The sequence below is a fragment of the Marinifilum caeruleilacunae genome, from assembly GCF_013141825.1.
Classification (GTDB): Bacteria; Bacteroidota; Bacteroidia; order Bacteroidales; family Marinifilaceae; genus Marinifilum; species Marinifilum caeruleilacunae.
Genome location: NZ_RZNH01000017.1, coordinates 68363 through 85388, shown reverse-complemented (window position 1 = coordinate 85388; position 17026 = coordinate 68363). Strand labels below are relative to the sequence as shown.

Below are 17026 nucleotides of genomic sequence, written 5' to 3'. Positions count from 1 at the left end.
AAAACTTAACAAGATGGAAACAGCAACAAAAACCGAAAATATCAAAGAGATGAATAAGACCACCGAAATCTTATCGGGTGCAGAAATATTGGTTCGAAGTTTAATTCAGGAAGGTGTTGATACCATGTTTGGATATATCGGCGGAGCAATCATGCCAGTGTACGATGCATTGTACGATTATCAGAAAGAATTGAAACACTATATGTCACGTCATGAGCAAGGTGCAACCCATAGTGCCCAGGCATATGCCAGAATTACAAAGAAACCAGGTGTTTGCTTCACAACTTCGGGTCCGGGAGCAACCAACTTGCTGACAGGCCTTGCCGATGCATATTTGGATTCTACACCAATGGTTGTAATTACAGGTCAGGTGCCAAGTGGATTATTGGGAACAGATGCTTTTCAGGAAACCAATATGGTTGGTCTTTCGATGCCAGTTACCAAGTGGAACTTCCAAATCACGAAAGTGGAAGAAGTAGCAGAAGTAATTGCAAAGGCATTTTACATTGCACGTACAGGTCGTCCGGGACCAGTTTTGATCGACATTACAAAAGATGCCCAGGTGCAAAAAGCCGAGTACAAATACGAAAGATGTAAGGGACTTAGATCTTATCAACCTGTACCCAAGTTGAATATGGATGAAATATCAGCGGCAGCTGAATTGATCAATGCTGCAAAGAAGCCTTTGATTTTGGCTGGACAGGGAATTCTATTGTCGGGTGCCGAGCAGGAGTTTATGGAATTTGTGGAGAAGACTCAAATACCAGTAGCCTGTACATTGTTGGGCTTGTCGGCTTTCCCTACCGATCATCCATTGTATGTTGGAATGCTTGGAATGCACGGAAATTATGGTCCGAACATGAATACCAATGAATGTGATGTGTTGATTGCAGTTGGAATGCGTTTCGATGATCGTGTAACAGGTGATACCTCAAAATATGCCAAACAGGCAAAAATTATTCATATCGATATCGATCGATCGGAGCACAATAAGAATATTACTGTTGATGTACCTGTATTGGCCGATGCCAAACAAGCATTACATGCATTGAATACCAAAGTAAACGGTGATTACAGGGAAGAATGGATGCAAACTTTTAAAGATTATTATCAATTGGAATTTGATAAAGTAATTGAAAAGCAGACCCATTCGAGTCGTGAGCGAATCAATATGGCCGAGGTAATCGACAGCTTATCGGAAAAAACCAATGGAGAAGCCATTCTGTGTACCGATGTAGGTCAGCACCAAATGACAAGTGCCAGGTATTACAAATTCAAAAATCCGAATACACAGGTTACTTCGGGAGGTTTGGGAACCATGGGATTTGGAATGCCAGCGGCAATTGGAGCCCAAATTGCAGATCCAAATGCAACGGTAGTTTCGGTATCTGGTGATGGTGGATTTCAGATGACCATACAGGAACTAGCGGTAATTCGTCAATACAAGTTGCCTGTAAAATCGATTGTATTGAACAACTCTTTCCTTGGAATGGTTCGTCAGTGGCAGGATCTGTTTTTTGAACAAAGATTCTCTTACACGGAAATGGACAATCCGGATTTTGTAAAGATTGTTGAAGGATATGGAATTAAAGCCAGAAGGGTTAGTAAGCGTGAAGAATTGCAAGATGCGATTCAGGAGATGCTGGATTTTCCTGGCGCATATTTCCTTGAAGTTGTTGTTGAAACAGAAAGCAATGTATTGCCAATGATTGCTCCTGGGGCAGCAGTTTCTGACATGAGACTTGAATAATTTTCAATGATTAATTATTAATGATGAATGAGATAAAATAGGTATTCCAAACCATCTCAGAGGTAAAATCTCAAAATCTAATTGAAATGAAAGAATATACAATAACGGTTTTTTCCGAAAACAATATAGGATTGTTGAATGAGGTAACGATAGTTTTCTCGCGACGAAAAATAAATATCGAAAGTTTAACGGTTTCAGAATCTGAAGTAAAAGGTGTTTCGAGATATACCATTGTAGTCTTCTCTGAAGAAAAGAAGATTGAGAACGTGGTTCGCCAGCTTGAAAAAATTATCGGCGTATTTAAGGCGCTTTATTTTGAAGCCGATGATATCGTTCACCAGGAAGTAGCACTTTTTAAAATTGCCAACTCTCCCAAATTGAATGGAAACCTTGAAGCTTTAATTCGAAGACAGAATGCAAAGATACTTACAGTAAATCCGGATTTTTTGGTGATCGAAAGAGTTGGTTACAAAGCAGAAAATCAGGAACTGTTCAACGAGTTGGAACAATACGGAGTACTGCAGTTTGCAAGATCGGGACGAGTAGCTGTTTCCTGTCAGAAAAAAGAATTTACAAGTTATTTGAAAGAATTATCACACTAAACAAGCAGGGCTAAACCTCTGCAATTGATAGAATATCTAATATTATTTAACCAGAATAAAAAAATTTAAAAATGGCAACAATTAATTTTGGCGGCGTAGAAGAACAAGTTGTAACTCGTGAGGAATTTCCATTGGAAAAAGCTCGCGAAGTATTAAAAGAAGAAACCATTGCAATTATTGGTTATGGTGTACAAGGACCAGGTCAATCGTTAAACCTAAAGGATAACGGTTTTAATGTAATTATTGGTCAGCGTAAAGAATCGAAGACCTGGGATAAGGCCGTTGCTGATGGTTGGGTACCAGGAGAAACGCTTTTCGAAATTGAAGAAGCTTTGGAGAAGGCAACAATCATTCAATATTTGCTTTCGGATGCAGGGCAGATTGCAGTATGGCCAACAGTGAAAAAATATTTGACTCCAGGGAAAGCTTTGTATTTCTCGCACGGATTTGGGATCACATATAAAGAACGCACAGGAATTGTTCCTCCGGCCGATGTTGATGTAATTTTGGTTGCCCCTAAAGGTTCGGGAACCAGCTTGAGAAGAATGTTCCTGGAAGGAAGAGGTTTGAACTCATCGTACGCAATTTTCCAGGATGCTACAGGAAAAGCTTTTGACAGAGTAGTAGCCTTGGGGATTGGTGTAGGCTCAGGATATTTGTTCGAAACTACCTTTAAGAGAGAGGTATATTCAGACCTAACAGGCGAGCGTGGAACATTGATGGGATGTATACAGGGAATTTTTGCAGCACAGTATGAAGTGCTTCGTGCAAATGGACACTCACCATCGGAGGCTTTTAACGAAACCGTTGAGGAATTGACTCAGAGTTTGATGCCTTTGGTAGCCGAAAACGGAATGGATTGGATGTATGCAAATACATCAACCACAGCGCAGCGTGGAGCATTGGATTGGTGGAAACCGTTCCGTGATGCTACCAAGCCAGTTTTCGAAAAGCTTTATAATGAAGTATCTGCAGGAAACGAGGCACAGCGTTCGATAGACTCGAATAGCGAGGAAAACTATCGTGTAAAGTTGGAAGAAGAATTGAAGGAACTTCGCGAAAGCGAAATGTGGCAAGCTGGAACAGCGGTTCGTAAGCTTCGCCCGGAAAATAGCTAGTGTAGTTAGGTAAAGTAGTAATTGTGTGAATGGGAGTTGAAAATGTGTTGCTTTTCAAGTTTTCTCATTCACATGATCACTCAAAACTCAAGTTCGAAATGGCTTGAAGATCCCATATTTTGATTCGTTGAAAATGTGTTTAATTACAAGTAAATGAGTAGGATGTGGACTTGTAGGTGGTAGAAAAAAAACATTTGAATTGCTTTGAATATCGTAGCTTGTTGAGATAAATTGTTTTTTCTCGTTGACATTAGTTTTTACGTTTGTTCAGGATTTAAAAATCAGACTAAAATAGTAACACAGACTCAAATCATGATGTACGCAAGTTCATTAATTATTGGTTTAATTCTCATTCTTGATCTCATTATTATTAGAAGATCGAATAGGAAGACTGTGTTATAATCTGAGAAAGATAGAATGATCATAATGCAAAGTTCTTCCAAAATGGAGGAACTTTTTTTTTACAACAAAAACTAACAATTAACCAAGTTATCAAAACACGAAAAAATGAGTGACAAGTTATTTATTTTCGACACAACATTGCGCGATGGTGAACAAGTGCCAGGCTGCCAATTGAATACTATTGAAAAGATTGAAGTGGCAAAAACACTTGAGGCCTTAGGTGTTGATGTAATTGAAGCTGGCTTTCCGGTTTCAAGTCCAGGGGATTTTCAATCGGTCGTCGAGATCGCTAAAGCAGTAAGTAATCCAACCATTTGTGCATTGACACGTGCGGTTGAAAAAGACATAGATGTTGCTGCCGAAGCACTCAAATTTGCAAAGCGAGGAAGAATCCATACCGGAATTGGAACTTCACCATATCATATCAAGTCAAAATTAAATTCGAATCCTGAAGAAATTTTAGAACGAGCAGTTCGAGCTGTAAAATATGCAAAACGTTATGTGGAGGATGTTGAGTTTTATGCAGAGGATGCAGGCCGATCGGACAATGCATATTTGGCAAGAGTTGTAGAAGCTGTAATTGCTGCAGGAGCAACTGTAATTAATATTCCTGATACAACCGGTTACTGTTTGCCAGCTGAATATGGTGCAAAAATCAAATACCTAATGGAAAATGTTTCCAATGTGCACAAAGCAGTTCTTTCTACTCACTGTCATAACGATTTGGGGATGGCAACAGCCAATTCTCTTAGCGGCGTAATTAACGGAGCTCGCCAGGTTGAGGTTACCATTAATGGTATTGGAGAGCGCGCAGGGAACACTTCTTTGGAAGAGGTTGTAATGGCTGTAAAAACTCATCATGATTTGCCATTGCATACCGATATCAATACAAAAGAGATTTATGGAGCCAGTCGCCTGGTATCATCATTAATGAACATGCCGGTACAGGCCAACAAGGCTATTGTAGGTCGTAACGCTTTTGCGCACTCTTCTGGAATCCACCAGGATGGAGTATTGAAAAACAGGGAGAACTACGAAATTATTGATCCGGTTGAAGTTGGAATTCAGGAATCGGCTATCGTATTGACAGCGCGTAGTGGTCGTGCAGCATTGAATCATCACCTGGAACAGATGGGTTATAACTTGTCGAAAGAGGAGTTGGATGACGCTTATTCTAGATTCCTGGTTATGGCTGATCAGCGTAAGAACTTAAGCGAGAAAGATCTTGCCGAGTTGATGGGAGAAAAAGAGAATCTTGACAAAACTGTAGAGTTGGAATTGTTACAGGTAGTATCAGGTAAATCGACCATACCAATGGCAACAGTTCATCTTAAAATAAAAGGTGAAAGTTGTGCTGCAACAGCCGAAGGAAATGGTCCGATCGATGCCTGTTTCAACGCAGTAAAGAAACTGATCAAACAAAAATTCACATTGGGAGAATTCCTTGTACAGGCATTAACACGTGGAAGCGATGACCTTGGAAAAGTTCATGTTCAGTTGGAACACAATGGAAAAGTGGTTTACGGATTTGGAGCCAATGTTGATATTATTACTGCTTCGGTTGAAGCCTTGGTAGATGCGCTATCGAAAGTGGTTTACTAGAAATTGAATAGAAAAAAATAAAGAATATTGCCAATATCTTAATAAAAATGGAACCAAAAACATTATTTGATAAAGTATGGGATGCTCATGTGGTTGAGAAAATCGATGGAGGTCCTAGTGTATTGTATATCGATAAACATTTGATACATGAGGTAACCAGTCCGCAGGCATTTGCAGGTCTTGAGGCACGTGGCCTTAAAGTTTTCCGACCTGAAAAAACTGTTGCGACGCCCGATCATAACATTCCTACCGAAAATCAGCACCTGACCATTCAGGATGAGTTATCAAGAAAGCAGGTAGAAACCTTAAGTGCAAATTGTGAGAAGAATGATATTACACTTTATGGTCTGAACCACCCTAAAAATGGGATTGTACATGTTGTGGGCCCTGAACTTGGACATACACAACCTGGCATGACAATGGTTTGTGGCGATAGTCATACCTCTACTCATGGAGCTTTTGGAGCCGTTGCTTTTGGGATTGGAACTTCGGAAGTTGAAATGGTCTTGGCTACTCAGTGTATTCTTCAGCCAAAACCTAAAAAAATGCGAATTACTGTTGATGGAGAATTGCAAAAAGGAGTTACAGCAAAAGACCTAACACTTTACGTGATTTCTCAACTGGGAACAGGTGGAGCAACCGGGTATTTTGTGGAGTATGCAGGATCGGCAGTTCGCAACTTGAGTATGGAAGGTAGGATGACTGTGTGCAACATGAGCATCGAAATGGGAGCTCGTGGAGGAATGATAGCTCCAGACGATACTACTTTCGAATATGTAAAAGGCCGTGAGTTTGCACCCAAAGGTGAAGAATGGGATAAAGCTGTTGCCAAATGGAAAGAATTAAAAAGCGATGAGGGAGCAGTTTTCGATAAAGAATACACTTTTAAGGCAGAGGAGATTGAACCTATGCTGACCTATGGTACGAATCCGGGAATGGGGACAGGAATTTCGGGAAGTATCCCAACTGCTGAAGAAGTGGAAGCTTCAGAACTTCCAACATTCAAAAAGTCATTGGAATACATGGGCTTTGGCCTGGGAGATCAATTGTTGGGCAAGAAAGTAGACTATGTTTTTGTAGGCAGTTGTACCAATGGTAGAATCGAAGATTTAAGAATGTTGGCCTCTGTTGTTAAAGGCAAGAAAAAAGCCGATTCTGTAACGGCATGGATTGTACCAGGTTCAAAGCAGGTAGAAAAACAAGCCCAGGAAGAAGGATTGGTAGAAGTATTGGAAAAAGCAGGTTTTGAATTGCGTCAGCCTGGATGTTCGGCATGCCTGGCAATGAATGATGATAAAATTCCTGCTGGAAAATATAGTGTTTCTACTTCGAACAGAAATTTTGAGGGAAGACAAGGTCCGGGATCAAGAACACTTTTAGCCAGTCCGTTAACCGCGGCAGCAGCAGCTGTTACTGGTGTAATTACAGATCCAAGAGACTTGTTTTAATAAAGAATGTACAAATGCTATTAGCTGAAGATGATCTTGGAAACTATTACGATCAGTTCGCTAATTGCTTAAAAGATGAAAAAATGCCAATAGATAAATTTACCGTTTTAGAGTCGGGTTATGTACCTCTTCCTATCGAAAATGTAGATACAGACCAGATTATTCCTGCACGATTCCTAAAAGCAACAAGTCGTGAAGGTTTTGGAGAGAACTTATTTAGAGACTGGAGGTATGCTGCAGATGGATCGGAAAACAAGGATTTCGTTCTGAACAATCCGAAATATTCTGGACAAATTTTAGTAGCCGGAAAAAATTTCGGAAGTGGTTCCTCAAGAGAACATGCTGCATGGGCTGTACACGATTATGGATTTAAGGTGGTTGTCAGCAGTTTCTTTGCAGATATTTTTAGAAACAATGCCTTAAATAATGGTGTGCTACCAGTGGTTGTATCTCCAGAGTTTTTAAGCAAAGTTTTTGCTGCAGTTGAAGAAGATAACAATCAGAAATTGCTTGTTAACCTTGAAGAACAAAGCATATCACTGAATGGAGTGAAAGAGGAATTTGAAATTAATCCTTACAAGAAAAACTGCTTGTTGAATGGATTTGATGACATCGATTACCTCTTAAATAAAAAAGAAAATATAGAAGAATTTGAGGAGGAGTAAATTTGCAAAATTGTGATTTTGTGACTTCGTCAATTAGCTAATTAGTTTAGGGTCAGTTGCAAATAACAATGATGTTTTTTTTCGAATTCACAAATTAACTCATTCACAAAATAACACAAGAATGAACGAACTGCGTAGCTTAGAAATAATGGACACCACCCTCAGGGATGGTGAGCAGACTTCGGGAGTGAGTTTCAATGCCAATGAAAAGTTGGGTGTTGCCAAACTCTTGTTGCAATCCGTTAAAGTAGATCGATTGGAAGTTGCTTCCGCGAGAGTATCAGAAGGAGAATTTCAGGCGGTAAAGAAAATTACCAAATGGGCCGATGAAAATGGTATGATTGATAAAATCGAGGTACTTGGATTTATTGATGGGAGAGCTTCGCTGGATTGGATTTATAAAAGTGGTGCACGTGTCGTGAATCTTTTATCGAAAGGGTCGTTAAAGCACCTTCAGGGGCAGTTGCGAAAAACGCCGGGACAGCATGTTCAGGATGTGAAGGACGCGGTTGCTTACGCCGAAAAATTAGGCATAAAGGTGAATCTTTACCTTGAGGATTGGTCGAATGGAATGTTAACTTCAAGAGACTATGTTTGGTATCTCTTGGATGAACTGCAGAATGAAAACATTCAAAGGTTTATGTTGCCTGATACTTTGGGAGTAATGAACCAGGTTCAGGCATTTGATTTTTGCTATGCTTGTCGTGAAAGATATCCAAAACTACATTTTGATTTTCATGCCCATAACGATTACGATTTGGCATTGGCCAATGTATATTCATCTGTATTGGCAGGTGTAAACGGAATTCATACCACAGTAAATGGCTTGGGAGAGAGAGCAGGAAATGCTCCATTGGCCTCAGTGGTTGGAGTGATTAAAGATCATCTGGCTCGAAAAATCAATGTAAATGAAGAGAAAATCAATACGGTAAGTAGAATCGTGGAGACCTTCTCGGGGGTTCGAATTCCGGCCAATAAACCATTGGTAGGCGAGAATGTATTTACGCAAACCTGTGGAGTTCATGCCGATGGTGATTCAAAAGACGACTTGTACTTTAACCGTTTAATGCCAGAACGATTTGGTCGTGAACGAAAGTATGCTTTAGGGAAAACATCGGGCAAGGCAAATATCAAGAAAAACCTGGAAGAATTAGGAATGACCCTGGAAGAGGAAACCATGAAAAAGGTGACTCAGAAGGTGATAGAGCTTGGCGATAAGAAGGAAACAGTTACCACAGAAGATCTTCCTTACATTGTTTCTGATGTTTTAAATCAAAGCATGGAAGAGATGCCAATTCTCATCAAGCATTATTCATTGTCCTTATCGAAGGGAATGAGACCTTTTGCTTCTGTTAACATCGAAGTTAATGGGCAAATGCACGAGGGAACGGCCTCGGGAGATGGACAATACGATGCTTTTATGAACGCCATTTGGAGTGTATACGAGAAGTTGGGAAAAGAGCGTCCCGTTTTGAAAGATTATTTCGTTAGAATTCCGCCTGGAGGTAAAACCGATGCTTTGGTAGAAACTTTAATTACCTGGGATTTTAAAGGAAAGGAGTTTAAGACCAGGGGATTGGATCCAGACCAGGTTGAAGCTGCCATTAAAGCAACAGCGAGAATGTTGAACCTTATGGAGCAGCAAAATAGCAGTTATAGTGAACCCTTATCAGTGAACAACAATAAATAAACACAAATAGATGATGACAGTTACAATTCAAGTCTCATCTGATTTCTTAAATCTAACAAAACAATGACTTATAAAATAGCAGTATTAGCCGGAGATGGTATAGGACCAGAAATTGTAGAACAGGCAAAAAAAGTTTGCAATGCAATTACAAAGAAATTTGGGCACAAGTTTGAATATACCGAAGCTTTGGTTGGTGCAACGGCAATCGATCAGGTGGGAGATCCTTATCCTGCTGAAACTCATGAATTGTGTATGAACTCAGATGCAGTTCTTTTTGGAGCAATCGGTCATCCCAAGTTTGATAATGATCCTTCGGCCAAGGTTCGCCCTGAGCAAGGATTGTTAAAAATGAGAAAAACCCTGGGTTTGTATGCAAACCTTCGCCCGGTAAATACTTTTAAATCCTTGATTCACAAATCGCCACTGAAAACAGAATTGGTTGATGGTGCTGATTTTATGTGTATCCGTGAGTTGACTGGAGGAATTTATTTCGGTCGCCCACAAGGAAGAAGTGAGGATGGACAAACCGCCTACGATTCTTGCGTTTATACAGCCGAAGAAATTGAGAGAATTATTCGTTTGGGTTTTGAATATGCCGGAAAAAGAAGAAAGAAACTAACCATTGTAGATAAGGCAAATGTATTGGCTACCTCGAGATTATGGAGAGAAATCGGGCAAAAAGTAGCTCCCGATTACCCGGATATCGAAGTGGAATACATGTTTGTAGATAATGCTGCCATGCAGATTATTACCTGGCCAAAGCGATTTGATGTAATGGTTACTGAAAACATGTTTGGAGATATTCTTACCGATGAGGCAAGTGTAATTTCCGGATCAATGGGAATGTTACCATCAGCATCTATAGGGGTTCATACTTCGGTGTTTGAACCAATTCATGGATCTTATCCTCAGGCGGCAGGAAAAAATATTGCAAATCCTTGTGCAACTGTACTTTCTGCAGCAATGATGTTCGAATATGCATTTGGCATGATGAAAGAAGGAGCCTTGATTCGTGAAGCTGTTGACCAATCGTTGGAAGCTGGCGTGGTAACGGAAGATATTGCCGACGGAAAGAAAGCTTACTCAACATCCGAAGTAGGAGATTGGTTGGCAGAATATATAGAAAAAGCGTAAATAAAAAGCTGTGGCTGTTTAATCACAAAGGGGGAAAAGTGACAAAAAAATCAGAACATTATTATCCAAAAATGGCGGATATTGTAAAGGCAGGCCGAACTGTACAGGAGGTGGTTGAAACTACACCTGTGCTGAAAAATATGAACCTGTCTTTGAAATATGCTGCCAATATCCGCTTAAAGCGTGAAGATCTTCAAATGGTAAGATCTTACAAAATAAGAGGAGCTTACAATAAGATAGCCGGACTTGGCAAGGAGCAACTCGAGAAGGGAATTGTTTGTGCCAGTGCTGGAAATCATGCACAGGGTGTAGCTTATTCCTGTAGGAAGTTGAACTGTTCGGGTGTTATTTATATGCCGGAAACAACGCCTCGCCAAAAAATTAAGCAGGTAAAAATGTTTGGTGGTGAGTTTGTTGAGGTTATTCTTACGGGAGATACTTTCGACGATGCTTCAAATCAGGCATTAGCCGATGCGAAAGAGCATGGAAAAACTTTCATTCATCCTTTCGACGATCCGAAAATTATTGAAGGACAAGGAACCATTGGATTGGAGGTTTTGCAAGATTGTTCCGATCCGATCGATTACATTATCGTGCCAATTGGAGGAGGAGGTTTGGCCTCTGGCCTGGGAGCCTGGATTAAAGAATTTAGTCCGCAAACCAAAATTATTGGAGTAGAACCTGAAGGTGCACCTTCCATGAAATCTGCTTTTGAGCAAAAAGAGAATATTTCACTGGACAGCATAGATCGATTTGTTGATGGAGCAGCTGTACAAAAAGTGGGAGATCTTACCTGGCGAATTTGTGAAAAAGTTTTGGATGATATTGTTGTGGTTCCCGAGGGCTTAATTTGTTCAACAATTCTTCGATTGTATAATGAAGATGCGATAGTTGCAGAACCTGCCGGAGCATTGTCAATTGCAGCCCTGGAATTGATATCGGATCAAATAAAGGGAAAGAATGTTGTATGCATTCTAAGTGGTAGCAATAACGATATCACACGCATGGAAGAAATTAAAGAGCGCAGTTTGTTGTACGAAGGCTTAAAGCATTATTTTATTGTTCGTTTTCCGCAACGATCAGGAGCACTTAAAGAGTTTGTAAACGATGTTTTGGATCAGGGCGATGATATCACTCATTTTGAGTATTACAAAAAACATAGCCGGGAAAAAGGACCAGCGGTAATTGGGATTGAAGTTCGGAAGCCTGAGGACTTACACAGGTTGCAAGAGAGAATGACCGAGCGAAATTTTGTTTTCGAATACCTGAATGACAAAACTGATTTGTTTCAGTTTATCGTGTAAGTTCTATTTTTATAACAATCACAAAAAAGCGATATTGCCTGATTGGTAATATCGCTTTTTTATTTGGGATGAATTTATTCCTCCAGGGTTTTTAAAATATAATCATACAAATTGGCCTTGAACTGAACTCGTGAAGTATAGTTCGTTCCACCGTAATGGCCTGCATCTTTTTCCACTCTCAAGAGGATTGGATTTTTTTGAGCCTCCCGGTTTTGTAACTCTGCCACGAATTTGTAAGAATGCAAAGGTGGAACCCTGTCATCATTTTCCGAAGTCATTACCAGCATAGAAGGGTAATTCACATCTTTGTTGATATTGTGAAGCGGAGAATAGCTGCGTAGGTTTACGAAATCGGTAGAGTCTGCTACAGTTCCAAATTCGTCCCGATGTAATACGCCAACAGTGAAATGCTCTAATCGGAGCATATCGGTTACTCCAACAACAGGAATTACTGCTTTGTAAAGGTCAGGACGTTGAATTGCAGCTGCAGCTACAACCAATCCTCCGTGCGAAGCACCTGTTATGGCAAGTTTACTAGGTGAGGTATATTTTTCTTTGATTAAATACTCCGCCGCAGCATTAAAATCATCAAAAGTATTTTGTTTTTGCAATCTTTTTCCTGCCATCGACCATTCAAGACCTAAATCTCCACCGCCCCTTACATTGGCAAAGGCATACACTCCACCTTTCTCAATAAAGTAAACAATTCCCGGGTCAAAATCGGGCGATGAAATTGATCCAAATCCGCCATAAGCTTTTAACAAACATGGATTATTTCCATCGCGCTTTAAACCTTTTTTGTATACCAGGTTCATAGGAATACTTATGCTATCGTTAATGGCGTAAGTAACCGATTCTGTAACGTAATTTTTAAAATTGAATGTAATGTTTACAGCCTCACCATACTTTACTTCGAATGTTTTGATATTAAAATGATAGGAGATGGACGGCATGGTATATTGTTCTCTGTAGAAGATTAAATTTTCATCTTCTTTTTCGCCTGAGAAACCATAGATGGAACTACCATTCGGGAAATCCATATTGAACAATTGTTTCCCTGAATAGTCGAATACCTTAAGAATTGGATGCTGGTTGGTTTGATAGCTTAGCAACAAGCGATCTGTTTTAACATAGCAATTCAAAAGCACGCCATTTTGTAAAGGAGCTACAATTTGTCTCCATTGATATGGATTGTACGGATCAATTTCTACCACAGATCTACCATTCGATTTTTCACCTGCCAGGGCGATCAGCTTTCCATCCTGGCTGTCGATAAATGAAATGCTTCTTCTCTGCTTCATTAACAATGGTCGCAGGTATGGATTTTCAGATTCATAATCGATAAAAAAGTAGTTGAAACATGTCCTGGTTTCCTCTTGTAAAATGAAATATCTTTCGTTAGAAGTGGTCTGAAACGAAAACTTATTGGTAGGATCTTTCCTCTTAAAAATCAACTTGTCCTGATCTTGTGACTCGCCCAATTTATGGTAGTATACTTCCTCACCAATTGCGGTATAAAACTCTCCTTTGTTTGGATATCTGGAATAGAAAAAACCATCGTCTTTCCAGGCCAATGAAGAGTATTTTACCCCTTTGATATGATCACCCTTTTCGTTTCCAGAAGGCAAACTTACCACCTTAATTTCTCTCCAGTCGGTTCCATTTCGTGTAATAGCATAGGCCAAATAGTTGGAGTTTTTAGAAACACTATAGCCTGCCAGGCTAACATTATCTTTGCCATTTTTGAAGTTAGGATCTACAATCACCTGATCGATACTGTTCGGACTCTCACCCAAATAAAGGGCAGCATTCGCCATCTTATTTCTAACATATTTGGCAAAGTAGTATTTTCCACTTTTTACAGCATGAAAACCATCTACATGCGCATACTTTTGTATGAGTGCTTTTGAGTTGTATTTGGCAGATGCTTTTGTAAGGAATTTAGACGACATTTTGTTTTCGGCATTAATCCAGTCGATTACGTTTTGGCTTCTAACATCTTCCAGCCATCTGTAATTTTCTGTAACCAGGTATTGATTAAAAAAAGTGTCGGTTACCGTATGTTTTGGGCAGGTAGGATATTCAAGAGCTTGCGCCTTGATTTGTTCAGTACCACAAACTAAGCATAGAAAGCTTAATAATCGTGTTAAAGGTTTAATCATGAGTATAAAGTTAATTTAAGTTTTTAGTATGTTAAGAAGAAGCGAATTTACAGAAAATCATTTTATTATGACAATAAAAAACCTTAACTTTTGACTGCCAATAAAATCAAAGAAAACCCTAACCTTAAACACGTTTTTATGAATAATGAAGTTTCAAGAAGAGAATTTATCCGTACAGGGTCTGTATCTCTTGCAGGAATGGCGATTCTACCATCATTTTTAAGTTTTGGTTGTAATCGGTTAACCGACCAATCAGGATTGGGAGAGTACCTGGAACACTTTGGTGTAACCAGAGAAATGTTACAAAAGGTAATGGCCGAAGCCTTATCACGAGGTGGAGACTATTGCGACCTGTATTTTGAGCATACGCTTTCCAATAATGTAGCATTAATGGATAATGAAGTGAATCGCGCAGGTTCTAACATCGATTATGGAGTAGGTGTTAGGGTTTTAAAAGGCGACCAGACAGGATATGCTTTTTCTGAAGAAGTAAGTCTTGAAGCCATGTTAAAGGTGGCAAAGACAGCTGCCAGCATCGCGAATGAAAGTAAAGATTTTCCTTCGATTAACTTAAATGAAAAAACGCATCCAGATTACTACAAATTTAAAACTGCATGGGAAGATGTTTCCATCAAGCAGAAAATTCCTTACCTACAAAAACTAAACGACAAGATTTTTGCTCTTGACGAAAAAGTAGATAAAGTACAGGTATACCTGAACGATGAGTCGAGCTATGTTTTGTTTGCCAATTCGGAAGGGATTTTGAGTTTCGACTACCGACCAATGTTTAGCTTAACAGCTAGCTGTGTAATGATCGATGGAGATAAAAAAGAAGATTTCTATTCGGCTCGTTCAATGAGAGTAGGATTCGAATACTTAACTGATGAATTGCTTGATGAGATTGCCAATGAGGCAGTTAAAGGAGCAAAGCGTCAGTTCCTTGCCGGCAAACCAAAAGCTGGTGAAATGCCTGTTGTTCTTGCTGCAGGTAGCTCAGGTATTCTTCTTCACGAAGCCATTGGTCACGCCTTCGAGGCCGATTTCAACCGCAAGGAAACTTCTATCTTCTCCGATAAAATGGGTAAGAAGATTGGTAAGGATTTCGTTACTATCGTTGATGATGGAACCAATCCAAATATTAGAGGTTCGGTAAACATTGATGATGAAGGTATTGATACGCAAAAAACCAATCTGGTTACAGATGGTGTGTTAACAAGCTACATTCACGATAGAATCAGCGCCAAGCATTATGGTGTAGATCCTACAGGAAATGGTAGAAGAGAATCCTTCAGATATGCACCGCTTCCTCGTATGAGAAATACCTATATGGAAAATGGTCCTCATACCAAAGAGGAAATTATTGCCAGCGTAAAAGAAGGTGTATTTGTTGATTCATTCACCAATGGAGAGGTGAAAATTGGAGCTGGAGATTTTACATTCTACGTGAAATCGGGCTATTTAATTGAAAATGGAAAACTGACTCAACCAATTAAGGATATCAACCTGATTGGTAATGGTCCTGAATCATTGGCCGAAATTGAAATGGTAGCCAACGATTTTAAAATGGACTGCAGTACCTGGACATGTGGTAAGAGCGGACAAGGTGTTCCTGTATCACTTGGATTACCAACCATTAAAGTTTCGAAACTTACAGTTGGTGGAGTTAATGCATAGTTGCATTGTAGTATCATTTATCAATTAAAAAGAAGAATCAATGAAAGACAATAAAAAAATGGAATTGGCCCATTGGGCTTCCAAATATGCAAAGGAAAATGGAGCGAATGAGGTTTCAGTTTCTGTATACGACTCAAAACAATCTGATGTTGAGATTAGAGAACAAAAAATCGATAAAATTCAGGAGTCGATTGAAAGTGGCTTGAGTATTAAGCTATATGTGAATGGCAGATATTCAACACATTCTACCAACCGTTTGAATAAGCCAGAGCTTGAAAGATTCATTAAAGAAGCAATTTTAGCAACCAACTATTTGGCCGAGGATAAATACAGATCCTTACCAGATCGCGAGCTATGTTACAACGGCGAAGAGAAAGATTTGAAATTATCAGACTCGACTTACGATGCTGTTGATCCTCGCGAGAAGATCGAAGCAGCCATGAAAGTTGAAGCCGAAACTATTGGAATGGACGATAGAATTATTACCGTTTCAGGTTCTTATGGCGATGGATCATCAAGAGGTTATATGGTAATGAGTAATGGAGTTGAAGGATTCAACGAATCAACTTCTTTCTATGTAAGTGCAGGTGCGTCAATCAACGGTGGCGACAGCAGACCTTCTGCTGGTCATTATATGGCAACCCGTTTCTGGGATCAACTGAATCCGGAAGGAGTTGGAAAAATTGCAGTTGAAAGAGCACTACAAAAAATTGGGGCGAAGAAAATTAAATCAGGTAAAATGGACATGCTGATCGAGAATCGCTCGGTAGGTAGAGTATTCAGTTCATTGCTTCAACCATTGTATGGATATAATTTGCAACAAAAGCGTTCCTTTATGGAAGGTAAAATTGGCCAGAAAGTAGCTTCTGATGTGTTAACTATTGTTGATAATCCATTTATTGAGTCGGGACGTAATTCTCGTCTTTTCGACAGAGATGGATTGGCTTCCAAAGAAATGACAGTGATTGAAAATGGAATTCTTAAAACCTATTACATTGGAAATTACTACGGAAAAAAATTAGAGATGCAGCCAACTACAGGTTCTCCATCCAATTTAATTTTCGAAAAAGGCAGCAAAGATCTTAATGGCTTAACGCGAGAAATGAAAGAGGGTATTTTGGTTACTGGTTTTAATGGTGGTAACTCAAATCCTGCCACTGGTGATTTTTCTGTTGGTGTGGAAGGTTTTTATGTGAAAAATGGTGAAGTGATTCATCCTATTTCAGGAATGAATATTACTGGTAATCACAAAGAAATCTGGAATCAATTGGTAGCTGTAGGAAATGATCCTTTAACCGATCGTTCATGGCAAACTCCAAGTATGCTATTCGAAGGAGTAGATTTTAGCGGATTGTAATCGTAAAAATTATATCAATCTAATAAGGCCCCATCAACTTGATGGGGTTTTTTTTCGAATTGTATCTATATTGTTGGGTAAGAGGGTTTGTTATAAGTTGCACAATGTCAGCAATTAA

12 protein-coding genes are annotated in these 17026 nt (G+C 39.5%); 11 read left to right on the top strand and 1 reads right to left on the bottom strand.

Annotation, left to right across the window (positions count from 1 at the left end; translation table 11 throughout):
* Positions 1 to 13: 13 nt before the first annotated feature.
* The 9 genes from ilvB (at position 14) to ilvA (ending at position 11715) form a co-directional block, all read left to right on the top strand.
* Positions 14 to 1750, top strand: coding sequence for a biosynthetic-type acetolactate synthase large subunit (gene ilvB / locus ELS83_RS11410; protein ID WP_171595699.1), 1737 nt, complete (start codon positions 14 to 16; stop codon positions 1748 to 1750).
* Between the two features lie 86 nt (positions 1751 to 1836).
* Entirely contained in the window at positions 1837 to 2352 is a 516-nt protein-coding gene (ilvN, locus tag ELS83_RS11405) for an acetolactate synthase small subunit (RefSeq protein ID WP_171595698.1), read from the top strand.
* 71 nt (positions 2353 to 2423) lie between these two features.
* The gene (gene ilvC / locus ELS83_RS11400; protein WP_171595697.1) at positions 2424 to 3470 is read left to right on the top strand and encodes a ketol-acid reductoisomerase; all 1047 of its coding nucleotides are present in this window, start codon (positions 2424 to 2426) and stop codon (positions 3468 to 3470) included.
* Between the two features lie 507 nt (positions 3471 to 3977).
* Positions 3978 to 5474 carry a 2-isopropylmalate synthase gene (locus ELS83_RS11395; protein ID WP_171595696.1) on the top strand — a complete coding sequence of 499 codons (1497 nt, stop codon included), beginning with the start codon at positions 3978 to 3980 and terminating at the stop codon, positions 5472 to 5474.
* Between the two features lie 47 nt (positions 5475 to 5521).
* Positions 5522 to 6922: a 3-isopropylmalate dehydratase large subunit gene (leuC, locus tag ELS83_RS11390; RefSeq protein ID WP_171595695.1), complete on the top strand. Its 1401-nt coding sequence runs from the start codon at positions 5522 to 5524 to the stop codon at positions 6920 to 6922.
* 14 nt (positions 6923 to 6936) lie between these two features.
* The gene (leuD, locus tag ELS83_RS11385) at positions 6937 to 7587 is read left to right on the top strand and encodes a 3-isopropylmalate dehydratase small subunit (RefSeq protein WP_249414443.1); all 651 of its coding nucleotides are present in this window, start codon (positions 6937 to 6939) and stop codon (positions 7585 to 7587) included.
* A gap of 121 nt (positions 7588 to 7708) precedes the next feature.
* Positions 7709 to 9277 carry an alpha-isopropylmalate synthase regulatory domain-containing protein gene (locus ELS83_RS11380; RefSeq protein ID WP_171595694.1) on the top strand — a complete coding sequence of 523 codons (1569 nt, stop codon included), beginning with the start codon at positions 7709 to 7711 and terminating at the stop codon, positions 9275 to 9277.
* Positions 9278 to 9340: 63 nt separating this feature from the next.
* Positions 9341 to 10411, top strand: a complete 1071-nt coding sequence (gene leuB, locus ELS83_RS11375; protein WP_171595693.1) for a 3-isopropylmalate dehydrogenase — start codon at positions 9341 to 9343, stop codon at positions 10409 to 10411.
* 38 nt (positions 10412 to 10449) lie between these two features.
* On the top strand, positions 10450 to 11715 hold the full coding sequence (gene ilvA / locus ELS83_RS11370; protein ID WP_216616522.1) for a threonine ammonia-lyase IlvA: 1266 nt from the start codon (positions 10450 to 10452) through the stop codon (positions 11713 to 11715).
* Between the two features lie 74 nt (positions 11716 to 11789).
* On the opposite strand, the gene ELS83_RS11365 is transcribed toward ilvA, so the two are convergent.
* A complete protein-coding gene (locus ELS83_RS11365; RefSeq protein WP_171595692.1) occupies positions 11790 to 13877 on the bottom strand; it encodes a prolyl oligopeptidase family serine peptidase in 2088 nt (695 codons plus the stop codon).
* 138 nt (positions 13878 to 14015) lie between these two features.
* Here ELS83_RS11365 and ELS83_RS11360 point away from each other — a divergent pair, with 138 nt between their 5' ends.
* Both ELS83_RS11360 and ELS83_RS11355 read left to right on the top strand, forming a co-directional pair.
* The gene (locus ELS83_RS11360; protein ID WP_171595691.1) at positions 14016 to 15551 is read left to right on the top strand and encodes a TldD/PmbA family protein; all 1536 of its coding nucleotides are present in this window, start codon (positions 14016 to 14018) and stop codon (positions 15549 to 15551) included.
* Positions 15552 to 15591: 40 nt separating this feature from the next.
* On the top strand, positions 15592 to 16908 hold the full coding sequence (locus ELS83_RS11355) for a TldD/PmbA family protein (RefSeq protein WP_171595690.1): 1317 nt from the start codon (positions 15592 to 15594) through the stop codon (positions 16906 to 16908).
* Positions 16909 to 17026: the final 118 nt, after the last annotated feature.

What these genes read in the sequence shown, in the direction of transcription:
- ilvB (WP_171595699.1), top strand. Translation starts at nt 14, where the DNA reads ATGGAAACAGCAACAAAAACCGAAAATATCAAAGAGATGAATAAGACC.
- ilvN (WP_171595698.1), top strand. Translation starts at nt 1,837, where the DNA reads ATGAAAGAATATACAATAACGGTTTTTTCCGAAAACAATATAGGATTG.
- ilvC (WP_171595697.1), top strand. Translation starts at nt 2,424, where the DNA reads ATGGCAACAATTAATTTTGGCGGCGTAGAAGAACAAGTTGTAACTCGT.
- ELS83_RS11395 (WP_171595696.1), top strand. Translation starts at nt 3,978, where the DNA reads ATGAGTGACAAGTTATTTATTTTCGACACAACATTGCGCGATGGTGAA.
- leuC (WP_171595695.1), top strand. Translation starts at nt 5,522, where the DNA reads ATGGAACCAAAAACATTATTTGATAAAGTATGGGATGCTCATGTGGTT.
- leuD (WP_249414443.1), top strand. Translation starts at nt 6,937, where the DNA reads ATGCTATTAGCTGAAGATGATCTTGGAAACTATTACGATCAGTTCGCT.
- ELS83_RS11380 (WP_171595694.1), top strand. Translation starts at nt 7,709, where the DNA reads ATGAACGAACTGCGTAGCTTAGAAATAATGGACACCACCCTCAGGGAT.
- leuB (WP_171595693.1), top strand. Translation starts at nt 9,341, where the DNA reads ATGACTTATAAAATAGCAGTATTAGCCGGAGATGGTATAGGACCAGAA.
- ELS83_RS11365 (WP_171595692.1), bottom strand. Translation starts at nt 13,877, where the DNA reads ATGATTAAACCTTTAACACGATTATTAAGCTTTCTATGCTTAGTTTGT.
- ELS83_RS11360 (WP_171595691.1), top strand. Translation starts at nt 14,016, where the DNA reads ATGAATAATGAAGTTTCAAGAAGAGAATTTATCCGTACAGGGTCTGTA.
- ELS83_RS11355 (WP_171595690.1), top strand. Translation starts at nt 15,592, where the DNA reads ATGAAAGACAATAAAAAAATGGAATTGGCCCATTGGGCTTCCAAATAT.